At 70.2% G+C, this 19392-nt stretch carries 23 protein-coding genes; 7 read left to right on the plus strand and 16 right to left on the minus strand.

The window, feature by feature from the left end; genetic code table 11:
• The 5 genes from MRBLWO14_RS14605 to MRBLWO14_RS14625 form a co-directional block, all read right to left on the minus strand.
• On the minus strand, positions 1-1386 hold the full coding sequence (locus MRBLWO14_RS14605; RefSeq protein WP_341933837.1) for a glutamine synthetase family protein: 1386 nt from the start codon (positions 1384-1386) through the stop codon (positions 1-3).
• Positions 1371-2135, minus strand: coding sequence for a glucose 1-dehydrogenase (locus MRBLWO14_RS14610; protein ID WP_341933838.1), 765 nt, complete (start codon positions 2133-2135; stop codon positions 1371-1373). The genes MRBLWO14_RS14605 and MRBLWO14_RS14610 overlap by 16 nt, the downstream gene beginning before the upstream one ends.
• A gap of 78 nt (positions 2136-2213) precedes the next feature.
• Positions 2214-2984, minus strand: coding sequence for a gamma-glutamyl-gamma-aminobutyrate hydrolase family protein (locus tag MRBLWO14_RS14615; protein WP_341933839.1), 771 nt, complete (start codon positions 2982-2984; stop codon positions 2214-2216).
• 28 nt (positions 2985-3012) lie between these two features.
• Positions 3013-4497, minus strand: a complete 1485-nt coding sequence (locus tag MRBLWO14_RS14620; RefSeq protein ID WP_341933840.1) for an APC family permease — start codon at positions 4495-4497, stop codon at positions 3013-3015.
• Between the two features lie 114 nt (positions 4498-4611).
• A complete protein-coding gene (locus MRBLWO14_RS14625) occupies positions 4612-5859 on the minus strand; it encodes an NAD(P)/FAD-dependent oxidoreductase (RefSeq protein WP_341933841.1) in 1248 nt (415 codons plus the stop codon).
• 55 nt (positions 5860-5914) lie between these two features.
• Between MRBLWO14_RS14625 and MRBLWO14_RS14630 the strand changes: the two genes are divergently transcribed.
• Positions 5915-6289, plus strand: a complete 375-nt coding sequence (locus tag MRBLWO14_RS14630; protein ID WP_341933842.1) for a DUF3253 domain-containing protein — start codon at positions 5915-5917, stop codon at positions 6287-6289.
• 12 nt (positions 6290-6301) lie between these two features.
• Here the strand turns inward: MRBLWO14_RS14630 and pgi are convergent, their stop codons facing one another.
• Positions 6302-7981: a glucose-6-phosphate isomerase gene (gene pgi / locus MRBLWO14_RS14635; protein ID WP_341933843.1), complete on the minus strand. Its 1680-nt coding sequence runs from the start codon at positions 7979-7981 to the stop codon at positions 6302-6304.
• 18 nt (positions 7982-7999) lie between these two features.
• The gene (locus tag MRBLWO14_RS14640) at positions 8000-8341 is read right to left on the minus strand and encodes an ATP-dependent DNA ligase (RefSeq protein ID WP_341933844.1); all 342 of its coding nucleotides are present in this window, start codon (positions 8339-8341) and stop codon (positions 8000-8002) included.
• Positions 8342-8569: 228 nt separating this feature from the next.
• On the opposite strand from MRBLWO14_RS14640, the gene MRBLWO14_RS14645 reads away from it, so the two are divergent.
• A complete protein-coding gene (locus MRBLWO14_RS14645) occupies positions 8570-8896 on the plus strand; it encodes a hypothetical protein (RefSeq protein ID WP_341933845.1) in 327 nt (108 codons plus the stop codon).
• Positions 8897-8899: 3 nt separating this feature from the next.
• Here MRBLWO14_RS14645 and MRBLWO14_RS14650 read toward each other — a convergent pair whose 3' ends face one another.
• Positions 8900-9511, minus strand: a complete 612-nt coding sequence (locus tag MRBLWO14_RS14650; RefSeq protein WP_341933846.1) for an NAD(P)H-dependent oxidoreductase — start codon at positions 9509-9511, stop codon at positions 8900-8902.
• Positions 9512-9632: 121 nt separating this feature from the next.
• Here MRBLWO14_RS14650 and MRBLWO14_RS14655 point away from each other — a divergent pair, with 121 nt between their 5' ends.
• Positions 9633-9863 carry a hypothetical protein gene (locus MRBLWO14_RS14655; RefSeq protein ID WP_341933847.1) on the plus strand — a complete coding sequence of 77 codons (231 nt, stop codon included), beginning with the start codon at positions 9633-9635 and terminating at the stop codon, positions 9861-9863.
• Here MRBLWO14_RS14655 and MRBLWO14_RS14660 read toward each other — a convergent pair whose 3' ends face one another.
• From MRBLWO14_RS14660 to MRBLWO14_RS14670, 3 genes are read right to left on the minus strand one after another with little or no spacing between them, the layout of a single operon-like run.
• Positions 9864-10466: a GNAT family protein gene (locus tag MRBLWO14_RS14660; protein WP_341933848.1), complete on the minus strand. Its 603-nt coding sequence runs from the start codon at positions 10464-10466 to the stop codon at positions 9864-9866.
• Positions 10467-10500: 34 nt separating this feature from the next.
• On the minus strand, positions 10501-10941 hold the full coding sequence (locus MRBLWO14_RS14665; protein WP_341933849.1) for an ImmA/IrrE family metallo-endopeptidase: 441 nt from the start codon (positions 10939-10941) through the stop codon (positions 10501-10503).
• A gap of 22 nt (positions 10942-10963) precedes the next feature.
• Positions 10964-11338 (minus strand): helix-turn-helix domain-containing protein, encoded by a 375-nt coding sequence (locus MRBLWO14_RS14670; RefSeq protein WP_341933850.1) that lies wholly within the window; start codon positions 11336-11338, stop codon positions 10964-10966.
• 94 nt (positions 11339-11432) lie between these two features.
• Between MRBLWO14_RS14670 and MRBLWO14_RS14675 the strand changes: the two genes are divergently transcribed.
• Positions 11433-11657 (plus strand): helix-turn-helix transcriptional regulator, encoded by a 225-nt coding sequence (locus tag MRBLWO14_RS14675; RefSeq protein WP_341933851.1) that lies wholly within the window; start codon positions 11433-11435, stop codon positions 11655-11657.
• 53 nt (positions 11658-11710) lie between these two features.
• Positions 11711-12640: an aldo/keto reductase gene (locus MRBLWO14_RS14680; protein WP_341933852.1), complete on the plus strand. Its 930-nt coding sequence runs from the start codon at positions 11711-11713 to the stop codon at positions 12638-12640.
• On the opposite strand, the gene MRBLWO14_RS14685 is transcribed toward MRBLWO14_RS14680, so the two are convergent.
• Positions 12637-13638, minus strand: coding sequence for an IS481 family transposase (locus tag MRBLWO14_RS14685; protein WP_341933853.1), 1002 nt, complete (start codon positions 13636-13638; stop codon positions 12637-12639). The two genes, MRBLWO14_RS14680 and MRBLWO14_RS14685, sit on opposite strands and share 4 nt — an antisense overlap.
• Before the next feature lie 135 nt (positions 13639-13773).
• On the opposite strand from MRBLWO14_RS14685, the gene MRBLWO14_RS14690 reads away from it, so the two are divergent.
• Entirely contained in the window at positions 13774-14172 is a 399-nt protein-coding gene (locus tag MRBLWO14_RS14690) for a PLDc N-terminal domain-containing protein (protein WP_341933854.1), read from the plus strand.
• Here MRBLWO14_RS14690 and MRBLWO14_RS14695 read toward each other — a convergent pair.
• From MRBLWO14_RS14695 to MRBLWO14_RS14710, 4 genes are read right to left on the minus strand one after another with little or no spacing between them, the layout of a single operon-like run.
• Positions 14169-15158 (minus strand): DUF1731 domain-containing protein, encoded by a 990-nt coding sequence (locus MRBLWO14_RS14695; RefSeq protein ID WP_341933855.1) that lies wholly within the window; start codon positions 15156-15158, stop codon positions 14169-14171. The two genes, MRBLWO14_RS14690 and MRBLWO14_RS14695, sit on opposite strands and share 4 nt — an antisense overlap.
• A complete protein-coding gene (locus MRBLWO14_RS14700; RefSeq protein ID WP_341933856.1) occupies positions 15155-15781 on the minus strand; it encodes a DUF4166 domain-containing protein in 627 nt (208 codons plus the stop codon). The genes MRBLWO14_RS14695 and MRBLWO14_RS14700 overlap by 4 nt, the downstream gene beginning before the upstream one ends.
• Before the next feature lie 39 nt (positions 15782-15820).
• Positions 15821-16765 (minus strand): NYN domain-containing protein, encoded by a 945-nt coding sequence (locus MRBLWO14_RS14705; RefSeq protein ID WP_341933857.1) that lies wholly within the window; start codon positions 16763-16765, stop codon positions 15821-15823.
• Positions 16758-17753, minus strand: a complete 996-nt coding sequence (locus tag MRBLWO14_RS14710; protein ID WP_341933858.1) for a Gfo/Idh/MocA family oxidoreductase — start codon at positions 17751-17753, stop codon at positions 16758-16760. Before MRBLWO14_RS14710 ends, MRBLWO14_RS14705 begins: the two co-directional genes overlap by 8 nt.
• Before the next feature lie 114 nt (positions 17754-17867).
• Here MRBLWO14_RS14710 and MRBLWO14_RS14715 point away from each other — a divergent pair, with 114 nt between their 5' ends.
• Positions 17868-19280, plus strand: a complete 1413-nt coding sequence (locus tag MRBLWO14_RS14715) for an NtaA/DmoA family FMN-dependent monooxygenase (RefSeq protein ID WP_341933859.1) — start codon at positions 17868-17870, stop codon at positions 19278-19280.
• The last annotated feature ends 112 nt before the right edge of the window (positions 19281-19392 follow it).

The raw sequence follows: 19392 nt of genomic DNA on the forward strand, positions 1-19392 counted from the left end.
TCAGATCCGATCGAAGTAGCGCTGCAGGTCCCAGTCGGTGACCCGCGACATGAAGGTTGCCCACTCGTGTTCGAGCAGGATCTGCTGGTGAGCGATGATCGACGGATCGAGCAGCTCCCGCACGAGCGCGCTCTCGCCGAACAGGCGGCTCGCCTGGTGCGGATCGCCCGGCATGGCGCCGTCGCCGGGGAGGTCGTACGCGCTGCCGGTCACGGGGGCTGCGAGGACGGCATCCTGATCCATGCCGTCGCGCGCCGACGCCAGCAGCCCGGTCAGGGTGAGATACGGGTTGGTGTCGGCGCCGGGCAGCCGGAACTCGAACCGGAGCGCACGGGGGGAGTGGCCGACGACCCGGACGGTCGTCGTGCGGTTGTCGAAGCCCCAGGTGCGCCCGCTGCCTGCCACGTCGGAGGAGTTGCTGCGCCGATAGGCGTTGACGGTCGGCGCGTACCAGGCCATCAGTGCAGGGGCGTGCTCCAGCGCGCCCGCGATCGCGGATCGCATCCGCGGGCTCAGGTGGTCGGGCGCGGCCTCGTCCCAGAACACGGCCGTACCCTGGGCGTCGACGAACGAGAGGTGCACGTGACACGAGGATCCCGGCTGGTCGTTGAGCGGCCGGGCCATGAACGTGGCCGACATGCCCGCACGCGCCGCGGTGTCGCGGACGGCCAGCTTGTAGAGCGCGTGCCGGTCGGCCATCTCGAGCGGGTCGCCGTACTCGAAGGTCATCTCCCACTGGCCGAGCCCCCATTCGCTCTGCGCCGTCTCGACGAGGATGCCGCTCGCGCGAAGGTCGGAGCGGAGCTTCTGGAAGAACGGCTCGTAGAGGTTGCCCTCGTGGATCATGAAGTCCGACGGTGTGAGCGTCGTCGGGTCGAGGTCGCGGAACCCGGAGCGGCGGAGCTCCCTCGGATCGTTGCGGAACAGGTAGAACTCGAGCTCGGTGCCCGCGAGCGGGGTGAGCCCTCTCTCGCGGAGACGCGCCAGCTCCTGCTTCAGGAGCACGCGGGGTGAGATCGCCTGCGGCTCGTGCGAACGCACGTCGACCGGGTCGGCGAGGCAGATGGCCACGCCCTCCAGCCATGCGGCGGGACGGAGCGTGTCGAGGTCGGGGATCAGGGTGACGTCTGGCACGCCGTTGTGCATCCCGCACAGGGCGAACCGGTTGGCGTCGATGAGCTCGAGTCCCTGCTCGATGTCCCACGACCATGCGCACGTGCAGATGTCGACACCGTTCTCGACGACGCGGCCGAAGCCCTCGACCGGAATGCGGCGTCCGACGAGCCTGCCCTGCAGGTCGGGGGTCGCGACGATCACGGTGCGGATGCCGGCGGCCTCCAGTTCGTCCGGCGCCAGGCGCACATCATCGATCATCGTGTCAGCCACCCTCCGTCTACGGGCAGATGGATGCCGTCGATCCATGACGCCTCGTCGCTGAGCAGCCACGATACGGCTGATGCGATGTCGGACGGGAGTCCGACGCGGGGGACGAGCAGCCGCTGCTTCATGAATTCGAGGCCCTCCTCGCTGGTGACGGCCTCGTAGTCGAAGAAGTCGGTGGCGATGGGACCGGGGGCGACGCAGTTGACGCGGATGTTCTTCGCGGCGAGCTCGACGGCGAGGGCTTTGGTGAGCATCGGCACTCCGGCCTTGCTCGCGTTGTAGTGGGGTTGTGCGGTACCCGTGCTCGTGACGACGACGAGCGCCTCGACCGTCGAGAGGTTGACGATCGCCCCGCCGCCGGAGTCGGCGATGAGCGGCGCGACCTCCTGCGCGACGAGGAACTGGCCCTTGAGGTTGATGTCGAAGACGAAGTCCCACGCGTCTTCGGTGAGGGTCGCGAACGAGTGCTCCGTCACCACCCCTGCGTTGTTGATCAAGAGGTGGAGGGCGCCCCACTGCTCGCGTGCCAGGTCGACGGCCGCGCGGATCTGGTCGCGCGATCGCACGTCGACGGATGCCGCGACGGCGGTGCCGCCGGTCGCTTCGATCAGCCGCACGGTCTCGGCCGCTCCTTCGGCGGAGACGTCGGTGACGAGGACGCGTGCGCCCTCGCTCGCGAGGCGGAGGGCCGTCTCCCGTCCGATGCCGGATCCTGCTCCGGTGATGAACGCGTTCTTGTCTGCGTGTCGCATCTGCTTCTCCCTGTGAGTGATGTCGCGAGGTGATGTCGTGACGTGGTGTCGTCGTGAGGTGGTGTCGTCCGGCGGTGTCTAGGCGACGATCCGAGTTGCGGGCGTCGGGAGCGACGCGCGGGCGGCGGCCTGATCGACCACCCAGCGGAAGAGGGGATCGGTGTGGAAGACCTCGGGGTGCCATTGCACGCCGACGATGGGCAGTCCCTCGAGCTCGATGGCCTCGACGATCCCGTCGGGGGCCCACCCCGTCACGATCACTCCGCGCCCCGGCGCATCGACCGCCTGGTGATGGAACGAGTTGACCCGTGTGGTCTCGCCGTAGACCGTCCGTACGATGCTGTCGGGTGCGGTGCGGACGTCGTGCACACGGTGGGCGCGGGGGTACGCGTACGACCCGTGGGACTCGCCCTCGCCGTGCGCCAGGTGCGGGTGGAGCGTGCCGCCGCACACGACGTTGAGGAGCTGGGCGCCTCGGCAGACCCCGAGGAGGGGGACCGCGCCGTCGATCGCCGCCTCGATCAGCGCGGTCTCGAAGTCATCCCGCTGAGGGTCGACGGCCATGGTGAACGGACCCGGGGTGCGGCCGTAGCGGCGGGGGTCGACGTCGTCGCCTCCGACGATCACGAGCCCGTCCAGTCGCTCGACGAGCTCGGTGGGTGCGGCATCCATCGGAAGGTGCACGGGCAGGCCCCCGGCACGGATGACCGAGGTCGCGTACTCGCTGAGATAGGCCTCCAGCGGCGCATCGGCGAATCCGAACGGGGCGCCGATCGCGGCGCCGCGAAGGCGGCGGCCGGAGACGCCGATGAGGGGACGGGGTGGGGCGGGTGTGCTGATGGTGTCCATCCTTCGTGCGCGGAGCGGGGAGTGGAGATCAGGCGTTCTCATCGAAGCGCTGCATGATCCGGGCGTAGGCGTCTGGTCTCGTCGCGCGCATGACCGCGGCCTGCACGAGCCCGATGACCGGGGCGAGCACGACGACGGCGACCAGCGTGATGCTGACGGGGCCCCACGCGGGGTTGCCCTCGGCGTCGACGTCGCTCACCAGCAGGGGGAAGTTCATCGCGATGAGTGCGGCCGAGACCGTGAGCCCGATCAGGCCCAGCGCGGGAGCGATCACGGTGTGCCAGGGGCTGCGCAGTCGGCGGGTCCTCGCGAAGTACACGATGACGGCGAGGCAGGTGACGGCCATGAGGATGACGATCGCGAGAGTTCCGATACCGGCGAACCAGGCGAAGATGTTCTCGGGTGCGAACCCGAGGAGGGCGAGCACGGCGACCGCGATCCCGGTCGTCGACACCTGCACGATCGAGGCCACGTGCGGTGATCCGTGGCGGGCGTGGACGGCGCCGACGGCGTGGGGCAGCGCCCTGGCGTTGGCCATCGCATGGTGATATCGGGTCAGCACGTTGTGCAGCGACAGCACGGCGGCGAACATGCTCCCGAGGAACAGGACGGCGACGGCGATGGCACCGACCGGGCCGAGGTACTGCTCGGTGACCCTCGCGATCAGGGTCGTGGGGTCGGCGGCTGCCTCGTCGATGATGGCTCCCTCGCCGACGCCGACGACGACCGCCCAGGCGGCGAAGGCGTAGAACACCCCGATGACGATCGCCGAGGCGTAGGTCGCCCGCGGGATGGTGCGCTCCGGCATCCGCACCTCGTCGCGGTAGACGACGGTGGATTCGAAGCCGATGAAGCTCGCGATCGCGAACATGAGACCGAGGGCGGGGGCTCCCGAGAGCACGTTCTCGAGCAGGAAGGATCTGTAGGTCACGCCGTCCGCACCGCCGGTGACCAGGATGACGATCCCCAGCAGGACGACGATGCCGATCTCGGCGATCAGGACGACGACGAGCACGCGTGAGCTCAGTTCGATCCGGCGGTAGCCGAGGGCGCCCACGATCGCCACGGTGATCAGTGTGAGCAGCCACCAGGGGATATCCGGCCCGCCGAGGAGGACGACGCTCGAGCTGATCGTGGCGCCGAGGTAGGAGAACACCGCGATCTGCACTGTCGTGTAGCAGACGAGGGCCAGATAGGCGGTGGCGAGCCCCGGGGTGCGGCCGAGTCCGTGAGTGGTGAAGACGAAGAAGGAGCCTGCACGGGGGAGGTACCGGCTCATCGCGGTGAGGCCGACGGAGAAGAGCAGCAGGATGACCGTGGCCACGAGGAACATCACCGGGAATCCGATCCCGTTCCCGACCAGGTAGCCGATGGGGACCAGGCCGCCGACCACCGTGAGCGGCGCGGCGGCCGCGATCACCATGAACGTGACGGAGACCGCTCCGAGGTTTCCTCGAAGGGTGCGATCCGGTGTCTGCGCTGAGCCGTGCGACGTCGTTGTCGAAGCATCCATGCGTATCATCCTCTGAGCAATGGGCTAATGGTCTATGTTTTAGTCCTTTCGATCGCAGGATGCAACCCCTGTGCGGAATCCGGGGCGAGAGTGGCCGGGCTGGCCGTGGGTGCCCTACGACGCCGTGTCAGCGAGGACGGCGCCTGCAACGCGCTCGCCGGAGGCGAGGGCGCCCTGGATCGAGGCCGTGTCGCGGTGGTCGCCGGCGAGATAGACCCGCTCCGCGTGCCGCGGCGCGCGAGCAGGGCGCAACGGCGCGGGCTGGGCAGGGAGGGCGTCGGCGATGTCGTCGCGCCGCAGCAGGGCCCAGTCGCTCACGTCGGCACCCCAGATCTCTCCGAGGTGACGGCGCACCTCGCCCTCGACCGGGGCGTCGCCGTCGCGGGGCAGCAGGCACGTGGCTGCGACGAGGTGCTGCCCGACCGGTGCGTACGACGGCACCGTGTGCGACATCACGACGGTGTTCACGACGGAACCTCGCCGACGACCGTCGACCGTGAGCAGCGCGGAGCGGGTCGGCGGCTCGTCCACCGCGAACCACCACGTCTGCAGGCCGTTCGTCGCCGGGCGGCGCAGATCGGTGAGGTCGGCCAGGGCATCCGCCCCGACAGCGATGACGATGCGGGCTGCGCGCACGGCGTCGTGGCCCGCGACGCCGACCTCGACACCCTCGTCGGACGTCGAGATCCGCTCCGCGCGGGAGAGGAGGCGGATCTCGGCGCCGGCGGATCCCGCTCGTGCGGCGAGCTGGGCGGGCACCGCGGCGATGCCCTGCGCGGGGAGTCCGGGTCGGCCGAGAGCGAAGTACCGCACGAGCAGCTGGGCGAACGCGTTCGACGTCGCACCGCGATCCTCCGCCAGCACGCCGGCGAGGAACGGTTCGAGCACGGCGGTGCGCAGAGGGCCGCGCAGTCCCGCGGCATCCCAGCCGTCGCTGAGGGAGACGTCGCCGTCCGCGAGGCGCGAGAGAGGGAGCACGAGCGCGGGTGCCGCCCAGCGCGCCAGCGCGACAGCATCCGACCCGCTCACCAGGCCGCTGCGTAGCGTGGCCGGGATCGAGAGCGGATGCCGCACCGGATGCCGCAGCTCCGCGATCCCGTCGTCGGTACGCACCCGCACGCCGACGGGGAAGCTGCCCATCGCCAGCGCGTCCAGGTCGACGCTTCGTCGAAGCGCCGGGTATGCCGGATTGAGCACCTGGAATCCGCGATCCAGTCGGAAGCCGTCGACGAGGTCGGTGCGCTGGCGTCCGCCGACGGCGTCGCCCGCCTCGATCACGACCACGTCGAGCCCTCGTTCGGCGAGCAGCCCCGCGCAGCGCAGTCCCGCGAGTCCCGCCCCGATCACGACCACGTCATGCATGGCACAAGCGTACGTCGGGATGCCGGCAACCGACCGCGCGCGTACGCTGAGCAGCGTGCGCGAACAGGATCAGACGAAGATCTGCGCGTCCTGCGGTCGCGAGATGCGGTGGCGGGCGGCGTGGGCCGACGTCTGGGACGAGGTCAGGTACTGCTCTGCCGCGTGCCGGTCGCGCAAGGTCACGCCGCAGGACCGCGAGTTGGAGGAGGCGATCCTCCGCCTGCTCGACCGGCGAGCGGCGAAGGCCGCGATCGATCCGTCCGACGCCGCGCACTCCGTCGGCGGAGACGCGGGGCACGCACTGCGAGAGCCCGCTCGCCGCGCCGCCCGCCGACTCGCCGCCGCCGGACTCGTCCACGTCGTCCAGAACGGGCGCGTCGTCGACGCGGCGACCGTCCGGGGGCCGTTCCTCGTGCGACGGCGCCCCTGACGGGGCCGCGTCCTAGCTCCGGTGCGTGCGGTAGTACTCCAGGAGCGCCTTCGTCGACGGGTCCTGTGCGGCCACGGCATCCTCGTCTCCGCCGATGGCGGGGGCGATCTGCATCGCCAGTTGCTTGCCGAGCTCGACGCCCCACTGGTCGAAGGAGTTGATGCCCCAGATCGTGCCCTGCGTGAAGGTGATGTGCTCGTACAGCGCGATGAGCTGTCCCAGCACCTGCGGCGTGAGCGCCGGCGCGAAGATCGACGTCGTGGGGCGGTTGCCCGCGAAGGTCCGCGCCGCGACGAGCGCGCCCGTCGTCCCTTCCGCCTCGACCTCGGCGGCCGTCTTGCCGAACGCGAGGGCCTTGGTCTGCGCGAGGAAGTTCGCCAGGAACAGCTCGTGCACGTCCTGTGCACCGTCGCTCAGCGGATACGCGGGGTTCACGAACGCGATGAAGTCGGCGGGGATGAGCCGGGTGCCCTGGTGGATGAGCTGGTAGAACGCGTGCTGCCCGTTCGTGCCCGGCTCGCCCCAGAAGACCTCGCCTGTGTCGGTGGTGACCGGGGACCCGTCCCAGCGCACGGACTTGCCGTTCGACTCCATCGTCAGCTGCTGGAGGTACGCGGGGAACCGGTTCAGCTGCTGCGCGTAGGGGAGCACCGCGTGCGACTGCGCGCCGTGGAAGTTGTTGTACCAGACGTTGAGGAGCCCCATCAGCACCGGCACGTTGCGGTCGAGCGGGGTCGTGCGCACGTGCTCGTCGACCGCGTGGAAGCCGGAAAGCAGGTCGCGGAACACCTCGGGGCCGAGCACGACGGCGAGGGAGAGGCCGATGGCGGAGTCGACGGAGTAGCGGCCGCCCACCCAATCCCAGAATCCGAACGCGTTGACCGGGTCGATGCCGAAGTCGGCGACCTTGTCGAGCGCTGTCGACACGGCCACGAAGTGGTGAGCGACGGCGTCGGTGCGCGCGTCGTCGGAATCGGCGATGGCACCGGATGCCGCGAGCCCGCTCCACAGCCACTGGCGCGCCAGGCGTGCGTTGGTGAGTGTCTCGAGCGTCGTGAACGTCTTCGACGCCACGATGAACAGCGTCGTCTCCGGGTCGAGGTCGGCGGTCTTCTGCGCCAGGTCAGTCGGGTCGATGTTCGAGACGAACCGCGCCTCGATGCCGGCGTCGGCGTACGGCTTCAGGGCCTCGTAGACCATGACCGGGCCGAGATCCGACCCGCCGATGCCGATGTTGACGACGTGGGTGACTCTCTTCCCCGTGACGCCGAGCCACTCGCCCGCGCGCACGCGCGTGGCGAAGGCCGATAGCGAGTCCAGCACCGACTGCACATCGGCGTCGACGTCCTGCCCGTCGACGATCAGCGCCGGCTGGGCTCCGGACGGCCGCCGGAGCGCGGTGTGCAGCACGGAGCGATCCTCGGACGTGTTGAGGTGCGCTCCGGAGAGCATCGCGGCGTACCGGTCGGCGACGCCGGTCTCCTCGGCGAGCCGCAGCAGACCCGCCAGCACGTCGTCGGTGATGAGGTTCTTCGACAGGTCGACGTGCAGGCCCGCGAGCGGGAAGGAGAATCGATCTGCGCGGGCCGGATCCTCCGCGAACCAGCCGCGGAGATCGGGCGAGAAGGACTCGCGCAGCGCGCGGAGCTCGGACCAGGCGGACGTGACTGTCGGATCGACGGGAGCGCTCATGGCTCAACGCTACTGCGGTCAGACCAGCAACGGGTTCTCCTCGTTGCCCCATGTCGGATCCCCGCGCAGGGGCTCTGGCGTGAGGTACAGGCCGGCGGGCTGCGCTGCCGTCACGGCGAGGTCCTGCATCCAGTGCCGGTTGAGGTCGGGGGCGCGGCTCCCGAAGAACTTGAAGACGAGTGAGCTCGCCGGGTGCACCCAGACCGTGGTGCGACCACCGCCCACGCTCGCGTCCTCGCGCCAGCTGAACGGGAACGCCTCACCGCGACGCAGCTTCGCCGTCATCACCAGCTGCAGGTGCGTGAGCGCACGGTCCTCGATCTCGACCTTCGGTCCGCCGTCGTACGTGAATCGTCCCATCGGTGTTGCCTCCTCGATGTCGGACGTTCCACGCTCGCACGACGCCGTGCCGCCGCACAGGGGGTGTACACGGGCTCCCGAGGGGAGGATCATGGCAGACGCACTTCATCCGCTTCTCCCCGCGCCGCCACGAGACTTCTCCCCGCGCCGCCGCGAGACCGCGGGGTTCCGCCGCACTCGGTGGCATGAGAGTACGCGGACGGTGCCCCACCGGGGTACGGTTCACTCATGGGAAGACTGCGATATGACGGCACCTCCGAGCCGATCCGCATCGACGATGAGACGCTCGCGGTCCTGAAGGTCATCGTCGGGACGAAACTGCGGCGCCAGGAGAGCTTCATGATGACGTGGCGCCCCGCCGAGGGCGGAGACCCCGGGCGGGTGACGGTGTGGATCCATCCCGCCATCCCGCTGCAGTTCCTCTTCTCGGCCTCCGAGCCGCAGCACATCGAGAAGCGCCGCGTCGAAGAGGTCATGCATGCGCTCAACGCCTCGGGCGAGCTCGTGATCGACGACTGGGGCCGCATCGAGGCCGCGGAGGCCACCCCCGCCTGACGCCTATTCGGCCGGGAAGCCCTGCGCCTTCAGCGCCGACGCCAGGTGCGCGGCGTTGCGGGCTGCGGTCGCCGTGGCCGACGCGACCTTCTCCGGCGTCTCGGACAGGTCCTTGTAGTCCACCCCCTGCATGGCCTCGCCGTTCCAATAGACCGACCCCTGCGCGGCGATCGTGTAGCCGACGTCGTTGAGACCCTGGAACAGGATGGCGGCGATGTGATGTGCGCCGTCCTCGTTGCCGACGATGCCGGCGATCGCGACCTTGTCGAACAGGATCGGCCGGCCCTCGTCATCCGTCTCGCTGAGCTCGGCGTCGAGGCGCTCGAGCACCCGTTGCGCGACGCTCGAGTGCTGACCCATCCACGTCGGCGTCACGAAGACGAGGATGTCGGCGTCGAGCACCTTGCGGCGGAGCTCGGGCCATTCGTCGTCGCCGCCCATGTCGGCCTCGACGCCCGGGCTCAGGGTGTGGTCGACGGCTCGGACGAGCTGGCCGTCGACGCCGTGCTCGGAGAGGGCCGCGAGGATCTGCGACGCGAGCAGGTCGGAGCTCGACTCCGACGGCGACGGCTTCAGCGTGCAGGAGATGGCGATGGCCGTGGTGTGTGTGCTCATGGCCTGCACGAAACCACTCGCCCGGTGCTCGGCCAAGGGGGTTCCGAAGCCTCCCGACGTGCGCTAGGAACGGTGTCGATCGGGATGCGGCGGGCGGAGTGCGCGCGCGACGGTATCCTGGATGACGGCCGCAACGACAGGAGACCCCGTGATCCTCAGCTTCATCTTCTTCCTGGTCCTCTTCCTCGGAGGGATCTGGCTCCTGGGCCTCGCGCAGGTGCTCCCGGAGTTCCAGGGGGTCGTCTTCGCAGCCGGCATCCTCATCATCTGCCTGTCGCTCGCGTTCGTGATGCGTCAGCGGGGATCCGCGACGCGTCGCGACGACAACTGGTCGGGCAACGCGACCGAGTGATCAGACCCTGGCGGCGAGTCTCGCCTCCAGGTTCGCCCGCACGGCCGGCCACTCCGGCTCGATGATCGAGTACTCGACGCTGTCCCGCAGCGCCCCGTTGCGGTAGCGGCTCATCGCACGCATCACGCCGTCCTGCTTCGCGCCGAGGCGCTCGATCGCCGCGCGGGACTGGAAGTTCACCCACTGCGTGGTGAGGCCGACGCGGAACACCCCCAGGTCCTCGAAGGCGTGGCGGAGCAGGAGCAGCTTGGATTCGGCGTTCGTGCCCGTGCCATGGGCGGACGGCCGGTTCCACGTGTACCCGATGTGCAGTCGCGGCACGTCGGCGACGATGTCGTAGAAGGACGTGAGTCCGAGTGTCCTGCCCGCGGCGTCGAACGCGGTGAACGGGATCATCTCGCCGGTCTCGAGCAGACCGAGACGGCGGTCGATCTCGGCGGAGAGACCCTCGGGCGAGGGGATGGACGTGTACCACGCGCGCTTCCAGAGGTCGCCTTCGGTCAGCGCGTCGAGGAGCCCGTCGTGGTGCGATCGCTCGAGCGGACGCAGCTCGACGAGGCGGCCGGTGAGCGTGACGGGTGCGGGTGAGGTGGTGAACGTCATGCCGCCATTCAATCAGCGACGAGGGGTCCCTCCGTCACGCGGAGACGGCGCGATGCGTCCACTGCCCGCGCCCGAGGCGCGGTTCGACGTAGGTGACGTCGCCGACCCGGCGGAGCAGGCGGCGATACGCGAGAACGAGGTCGACGGTGACTCCGAGGTCGAACGCGATGCTCGCGGCGTGCCCGTCGCGGGCGGCTTCGGCCTCGGCGTAGGCGGTCGGGGTGATGAGCAGGCGCGCCGCCCATTCGTCGGCGCTCCGTTCCTGCCGGTCGCGCTCGGTGGGATCCGGCGTGTACTCGTGACCGAGGACGGCGTGGCCGAGCTCGTGAGCGATGACGCTGCGCGTCGTGCGCGCGCTCATGCCCGGGGCGATCCGGATGGTGGCCGAACGCGGCTCGTACCCGCCGCAGGAGCGCCCCGGGTGCTCGATGAGGCGCAGGCCGTGAGTCTCGACGAGTCGCAGGAGCTGGTCCACGGGGCTCCTCTCGTCGTGGGGGTCAGTCGTACAGGTCGTCGGTGTCGGCGTCGTGGGGGAGGGGCGAGTCGAACGCGACCTCTGCGTCATTCTGCCGGCGGCCGGGGACATCGGGGCGCGAGGGGAACGGGATCACGGGAGCATGACGGTCGCCCTCTGCGCCGAGCCGTTCCTCTGCGCGGGACAGGATGACGTGGGGTGCGACTCCGAGCGCCGCGCCGACCGCGTACACGACGGGGACGGGGATGGCGCGCTTGCCCGTGACGTAGTTGTCGAGCGCGCTGCGCGCGAACCCGATCTCCCGCGCCATCGCGGCGATGCTGCTTCCCGCGGCCGCGATCTCGGCGCGGAGCTGGCGCCCGACGGCGGCATTGAACGACTCGGCCGGTGTCTTCACGCGAGTCACGATAGCACCGGCCTGACGCCAGGATGCCGTCATATCGGTGCGTCGAGCGTTGTGGACGCCCCATATGCGGCGGTACTGTCGACGGGTGACGACAGAAGTTCGACGTCTGGTGGCGTCCGCCGTCCTCTCGGAGCTGGGGAGAAGGGGGCGTGACGCGGTCTGGCTCGCGGACCGCGCGGGGCTCGATCAGCGGGTGGTCGCGGCGTCGCTGGCGGGCCGGCGCGACCTCACCGTCGCCGAGCTCGCGGCGATCGCCGGCGCGCTCGACGTCTCGCCCGCGCGTCTGACACCGTCTGCGCCCGCCGACTGACCGGTCGACTGCGCGCCCGTGCGCGGCGCGCCCCGCCGCGCTAGCGTTGACGCATGAAGACCGTACCCCTCGGACAGTCCACCGCCCCCGCCGTCGTCGCCGGGATGATGCGCATCAACGACAAGAGCGACGCGCAGATCCGGGAGCTGTACGACGCCGCGCGCGGCTCGGGCATCGACTTCTTCGACCACGCCGACATCTACGGCGGGAGCATGCACTTCTGCGAGGAGCGCTTCGCCTCGGCCCTCGGTTTGAGTTCGTCGGAGCGCGACGAGATCGTCCTGCAGACGAAGTGCGGCATCGTGCCGAAGCAGGGCATGTTCGACTTCTCGTACGAGCACATCGTGCAGCAGGTGGACGGATCGCTCGCGGCTCTGGGCACCGACCGCATCGATGTGCTGCTGCTGCACCGCCCCGATGCCCTCGTCGAGCCCGACGAGGTCGCCAGGGCTTTCGACGAGCTCGAGTCGTCGGGCAAGGTGCGCGCCTTCGGCGTCTCGAACCACACCCCGCGGCAGATCGACCTGCTGCGCACCGCGGTCTCGCAGCCGCTGGTCGCGAACCAGCTCCAGCTGTCGATCACGCACGCGCCGATCATCGCCCAGCCCATCGCCGCGAACATGGCGGGGGAGGAGCAGAGCGTCGTCCGCGACGGCGGCGGCATCGTCGAGTACTGCCGGATCAACGGCATCACGATCCAGGCCTGGTCGCCGTTCCAGGGCGGGTTCTTCACCGGGGTCTTCCTGGGCGATCCCGAGTACGCCGAGCTCAACGCCGTGATCGACCGCCTCGCGGCGGCGTACGGTGTCGAGCCCATCGCGATCGCGACGGCCTGGATCACCCGGCACCCGGCCAAGATGCAGGTGGTGCTCGGCACCACGACCCCGCAGCGCGTGCGGGATGCCGCGGCCGGCGCCGACGTCGAGCTCACGCGGGCCGAGTGGTACGAGCTGTTCCGTGCCGCGGGGCACGTGCTGCCCTAGCTGTTCGTCTCCGGCAGGTTGTGAACGCGGGCTGAGGGTGTGAGTCCGCCGATTCCGCTGTGGGGTCGGTGGTGATTGTAGTGATGAAGCCACTCGGGATAGGCGGCTTCGCGTTCGGTCTCGGATGTGTAGGGGCGGGCGTAGGCCCATTCGGCGGCGAGGGTGCGGTTGAAGCGTTCGACCTTGCCGTTCGATTGGGGGCGGAACGGTCGAGTGCGTCGATGCTTGACGCCGTCTCCGAGTGCTGTGGCGAAGGCTCGTGAGCGATAGCAGGCGCCGTTGTCCGTCATCACCGCAGCGACCGTGATGTCGTGTTCAGCGAAGAAGCTGCGGGCTCGACTCCAGAACGCGGCGGCTGTGTCGCCGCGTTCGTCGCCCAGCCGTTCGGAGTAGGCCAGTCGGCTGTGGTCGTCGACCGCGTGATGCAGGAACACGTATCCGCGCGACGGTGACGCGCCTCGACGGGCAGCGCGATCACGGACGACGCCGGCTCGGCGGTCTTGCTGGGACCCTCGGCCATAAGCACGCCAGCCGCCACCGTCAGGGATCCTGCTGAGCTTCTTGATATCGACGTGAACCAGCTCGCCCGGAACGCTCATCTCGTAACGAAGCGCCTTCGGTCTGCGAACGGGCAGGCCGGTGGCTTGATCCAGGTGCTGCAGCAACGGCATCCGATAGCGGGTCAGTACCCGGCCGACCGTCGAGCGCGGAACCCCCAGATGCCAAGCGATCCGGTGCGGACCCCATCGTCTCGTGAATCGCAGCGCGATGATGCGACGCTCCAATCGCAGCGCCACCCGGTTCGGTGACGAAGCCGGCCGTGAGCTGCGATCCGTCAATGGCAACCCGGCCCGATAACGGCGCGACCACCGCGACGCCGTCGCGGGCGAGCATTGGAACCGTTGCGCGGCGACGCGGACCGACCAACCATGATCAACAATCGACGACGCGAGACGACGACGCCCTTCAGGCGTCAAGGGAGCATTAGCGTGAGTCACGAAGACCTCCGGTGAACGAAGTGAGGGTGGTACCCACATCGTCCCGGAGGTCTTCGCTACATCAAACGATCACAACGTCCCGGGGAGGAACACCTAGCCCGCGCGCGGCGCGCCCCGGTCGTCTACCCTGAACACATGCCGTTCCTGTTCTCGCTCCTCGTCATCGCCCTGATGGTCGGTGCGCTGGTCGACATCATCCGGCGCGAGGACTCGCAAGTGCGGTTCCTGCCGAAGATGGCGTGGATCATCATCGTGATCCTGCTGCCCCTCATCGGCAGTCTGCTGTGGTTCGCGATCGGTCGTGAGTACTCGGAGGCGGGGCTGCGCATCCCGCGCATGCGGGCGGCCGCGACGCCGTCCGCGCCCCGGCGCGCCGACCCGATGCCGGCTGTCCCCGTCGACACCCGGTCCACCGAGGAGCAGATCGCCGATCTCGACCGCGAGATCGAGGAGTGGCGGCTGCGTGCCGAGATCGAGAAGCGTCGTCGCGACAGCGGCGAGAACGCATCGGGGTCGGAGACCGCTGCGGGCTAGGCGCGGCCTGCCGCGGCGTCGAACGACTCCCTGATCGCCGGTTCCAGGGTCGGGTACGAGAACGCGAAACCCGCTGCCTCGAGCTTCTCGGGCACCACCCACCTGCTCTTGAGGATGAGCTCCGTCTCGGTGCGGATGCCGATCGCGCCGAGCTCCAGCATCCAGCGCGGCATGGGCGGGCCGAACGGCACGCCCAGCACCCGGCGGACGGTCGCCATGAACGTCGTGTTGTCGACGGGATTCGGGGCGGCGGCGTTGACCGGGCCGTCGAGCGACGCGGTCTGCTCCAGGAAGTCGATGATGCGGGCCACGTCGTCCACGTGCACCCAGCTGAAGCGCTGACGTCCGCGACGCGCTCCGAACTCGTGCCCCGTGCCGGCCGCGCGTCGGGCGCGACCGATCGGCCACCGTCCGTCCCACTGGGCGCCGCCCATGCCGAGGCGGGCGAGGTTCTTCAGTGGACCGAGCACCCCGCCGTGCCCGAGCACGATCGCGCTGCGCAGGGCGACGCGCCGCGTACCCGGCAGCTCGTCTGCGAACAGCGCCCGCTCCCAGGCCTTCGCCACCTCGACCGAGAAGCCGGAGCCGATCTCGCCCGTGGACTCCGTCATCGGGCGGTCCTCCGCGTGCCGGTAGATCGTGGCGGTCGAGGAGTTCACCCACAGCGCAGGCGGCTCAGCCGCTCGGGCGATCGCCCCCGACAGGGCGGCCGTCGTGTCGAGCCGCGACCGGAAGATCGCCGCGCGGTTCTCGGGGGTGTACCGGCAGTTCACGCTCTTGCCGGCCAGGCCGATGACCAGGGTCGCACCGTCGACGGCGGCATCGATCCCGTCCTGATCGTCCCACCGGAGGTCCGCCCCCGACCGTGAGACGGTCACGACCTCACGGCCCGCCGCCTGGAAGCGCGGCACGAGGTGGCGACCCATGAATCCGGTGGAGCCGCCGATCACGACACGGCCGGTGGCGGAGGGGGCGGGTGACGTCATGGGGTCTCGCTCTCGATCGCGTACTCGAAGAAGCCGATGTACTCGTACACGCGCCCCAGCACCGGGGCGTCGATGGTCATCGAGACGTGGTGGCGCTCGCGCTCCTCGTCCCAGCGCTCCACGAGTCCGATGCGCGGGCTGAGGAACCCCGGGACGGAGAAGCGCAGGGGACCGAGGCGCAGCCCGACACGTCGGATCGTCAGCACGACGGCCTCGTCGCGCACGTCGATGTCGAAGGTGGTCACGACCGTGCGGTGCGGACCGATCTCGTTGCGCAGGACGCCGCCGGCGGTCAGCTCCACGGCATCCGGCATGACCCAGGTGCGACCGGGCAGCTCGAACCACCGGATCGCGAGGGCGCGGCCGTCGACGGTGCGGTTCTCGATGCGGAACGGCACGTCGCGCTCCCACCCGGCGAAGGCGACGCCGAGGGCTTCGGCGATCCGGAACATCGGCCGCAGCCACCGGAACCGCGACCCGGCGGTCGTGAACACCCCGGTGCCGATGCCGACGTGCCCGGGCGGGATCGTGCGGAAGTACCAGGCGGTCTTCGGGTGGAGCTCGGAGACCCGGGCGCCCAGAGCCCGCTCGTACGGAGAGGTCGAGGCGTCCTGCGCGGTCACGCCCTCAGCCTAGCGAGGCGGCGGGATGGTGGTCGACGCTCACGGCTCGCGCAGGCGGACGAGCCGCTCGTGACCCGTCTCCTCCAGCTCGGCGATGTCGCCGCGCGACTTCAGGAAGTCGGAGAAAGAGCGGTAGCCGAGCGCCTTCTCGCTGAACGAGGGGTCCATGCGGCGCATGTGCGTCTTCACGGCCGAGCTGTGCAGCCACTCGTCGGCGTCCGCCTTGTCGTGGCCGAGGCGCAGGGCGCGCTGCAGCAGCTCCGTCGCCTCGTCCTTCTCATCGACCTTGGCCGGGGCTGCGGCCGCCTTCTGCTTCGCGGCCTTCGTCGGCTGCCGGGACTTCGTCTTGGCCGCCGGCTCGACCGTCGGCTCCGAGACCGTCTCCGGCAGCTCGGGCGCGGCGGAGGCCTTCGACGGGCGGACGACGCCCGGCAGCGAGTCGTAGGCTTCGAACTCGTCGCATGCGGCGGCGAGCGACTTGGCCGTCGAGCCGGCCACTCCCACGCCGATCACGTAGCGACCCAGCCGCTTGCACCGCTGCGCGAGCGGCACGTAGTCGCTGTCGCCCGCGACGATCACGACGTGGGTCAGGTCGGGGAGTCGGAACATGTCCTCCACGGCATCCACGGCCAGCCGGATGTCGGCGCCGTTCTTCGCGTACGCGGCCGCGGGGAACAGCTGCACGAGGTCGACCGCGCGCGCGACGAGCTGCGAGCGGTACTCGGCGTTGACCGGCGACGACCAGTCGGCGTAGGCGCGGGTCAGCACGAGGGTTCCGAACGACGCGGCGTAGTCGATGATCGCGCCGACCTCGATCATCGCGCGCGCGAGGCGCTCGGCGACGTCCGGATCGTCGGGGTTCTCCGAGATGCGCTGACGGTCCTTGCCGTACGCATTGCGCCCGTGCACGCGGTCGTACCAGGAGATGACGATGTTGTCGAAGTCCAGGTAGACCGCCACGCGGGCGTCGGTGGCCTCAGCCATTGGTCGCCCCTTCCCTCGGGTAGCGCACCCCGATCTGCGCGCGGATCTCGTCGAGCGTGCCCATGATCGCGACGCTCTCCGCGATGGGCAGGATGTCGCCCTCGATGGTGCCCTCGCGTACGAGGCGCTCGGCCGCCATCGCCTGGTACTCCATGCCGCGACCCGCGACGTCGGAGGCGTACTCCTCGGCCACGGTGCCGTCGGGAAGGACCACGCGGAACGTGGTGGGGGTGTACCAGACCTCGTCGATGTCGATCCGTGCGTCGGTGCCGACGATGCTCGCCGTGTTCGGCCCCGCGGCACGCGACGACGACAGGCTCGTCGAGATCGCGCCGCCCTCGTGGGTCATGATCGTGGCGACCTCGGAGTCGGCGCCGGTCTCGACGAGGCGGCCGACGGCGGTGACGGTCGTCGGTGCGCCCAGCACGTCCCAGATGAACGAGATCGGGTAGATGCCCAGATCGAGCAGGGCGCCGCCGCCGAGCTCGAGCGCGTTCAGACGGTGCGCGGGATCGGTCGGGAGCTTCTGGGTGTGGTCGGCGGTGACGGCGCGGATCTCACCGAGCGTGCCGGCCTCGATGATCTCGCGGATGCGCACCATGTGCGGCAGGTAGCGGGTCCACATGGCCTCCATGACGAGCAGCCCGCGCTCGGCCGCGAGACGCTGCAGGTCCTCGGCCTCCTGCCGGTTGAGCGTGAACGCCTTCTCGACGAGCACGTGCTTGCCCGCCTCGAGCGCGAGCTTCGCGTTCTCGTGGTGCATCGGGTGCGGCGTCGAGACATAGACGATGTCGATGTCGGGATCGGCGACGAGGGCCTCGTACGACGGGTGTGCGTGCGCGATGTCGAAGCGGGAGGCGAACGCATCCGCCGATTCCTGCGAACGAGAGCCCACGGCGACGAGATCGAGTCCGGCGGTGCGCAGGTCGGATGCGAAGGCGGAGGCGATGCCGCCGGTCGCGAGGATTCCCCAACGAAGTCCAGTCATGTTCTCAGCGTAGAGGGTGGGGACGCGCGCGGAGATGTGTCGTCGTGTTGCGCCCCGTGTCGTCGCGCTTCCTCCTCCTTGGCCGCGCGCGCGGTGCGCTCCTACTTTCGGGGCATGACCGAACCCCTCATCATCGGCGCCATGGTGCGCACGCTCGGCGCGTACCCCTCCGGCTGGCGTTATCCCGGAGCCCACCGGACCCCGCAGACGGACGCCGAGATCCTGCGACTCGTCGCACGGGAGGGCGAGGACGCGCGTCTCGACTACCTCTTCTTCGGCGACTGGCTCGCGACCGGGCCGGACCTCGAGTTCCGCGACCCCTATCTGCTCGCGCGCATCGACCCGGTCAGCGCGGTGCTCTTCCTGGCCGGCGTCACCTCGCGCATCGGCCTCATCGCGACCGTGAACACCACGTACGCGGATCCGTACGCGACCGCGCGCTCGCTCGCGTCGCTCGACGTGCTCACCGGCGGGCGAGCGGGCATCAACCTCGTCACCGGGGCGGAGCCCCGAGCCGCGGGCAACCACGGTCGCGACGCGCACGCCGACAATGAGTCCCGCTACGACCGCGCCGAGGAGTTCGTCACCGCGCTGCGCGGCCTCTGGGACTCGTGGAGCGAAGACGCCTGGATCGCGGATGCCGAGCGCGGCGTCCTCATCGACCCCGACGGGCTGCGCGCGACCGATCTGGACGGGCGGCAGGGACGGGTGACCGGACCGCTGAACGTCGCCAGGCCGCCGCAGGGGCGCATCCCGATCGTGCACGCCGGGACCTCCCCCCGGTCGCGCGCGCTCGCCGCGACCGAGGCCGACCTCGCGCTGATCGCCGCTCCGCAGCGGGACGACGCGGTCGCCACCCGTCGCGCGCTCCGCGAGATCGCCGAGCGGTCCGGCCGCGAGCCGGAGACTCTGAAGGTCATCGCACCCGTGCTCCCCGTCGTCGCGGACACGGATGCCGACGCGCACCGCATCGTGGAGCGGCTGCTGGCTCTCGTGCCCCTCGCCGACGACGCCCACGCCGGGCGAACGGCCTTCCCCGCGAACCGCTCGGTCGACGCCCTCGCCGACGCTCTCGGCGTCGACGCCGACGACCCGCTGCGGGCTGCGGCGTTCGACAGCGCGGTGAGCGCCGACGAGGCGCACCGACTCGGAGCGGCGGGGGAGGCGCTGATCGAACGGGTCGCGCGGATCGCCGGTCTGAGAGTCGGCGGTCGATCGGGCGGCGCCGGCGACGGCATCCTCCGCTGGCGTCATCTCGTGGCAGCGCATGCCGTGCCGGCGGCCTTCGTAGTCGGCGACCCGTCGACGATCGCCGATCACTTCGAGGCCTGGCGCGACGCGGGTGCCGCAGACGGGTTCAACGTGCTCTCGGCGTTCCAACCCGCGCAGTTCCAGGCGTTCACGCGCCTGGCAGCCCCCGAGCTGCGCCGCCGTGGACTGCTCGGGCGCGGCGACGGCGTCGAGGCGTCGACGCTGCGCGACCGTCTCACCGGATTGCGCCCCGTGACGAGACATGACGCTCCGTGACAGGTCGCGTCGGCCCGTGACATCCGTGTCGCCCCGCCGGCGCCGCAGTCCCTAGCGTGATCCACACCTCGCACCCACCCGAACGACCTCGCACCCACCCGAAACCACAGCA

This window comes from Microbacterium sp. LWO14-1.2 (genome assembly GCF_038397715.1).
In the GTDB taxonomy this organism is placed as follows: domain Bacteria; phylum Actinomycetota; class Actinomycetes; order Actinomycetales; family Microbacteriaceae; genus Microbacterium.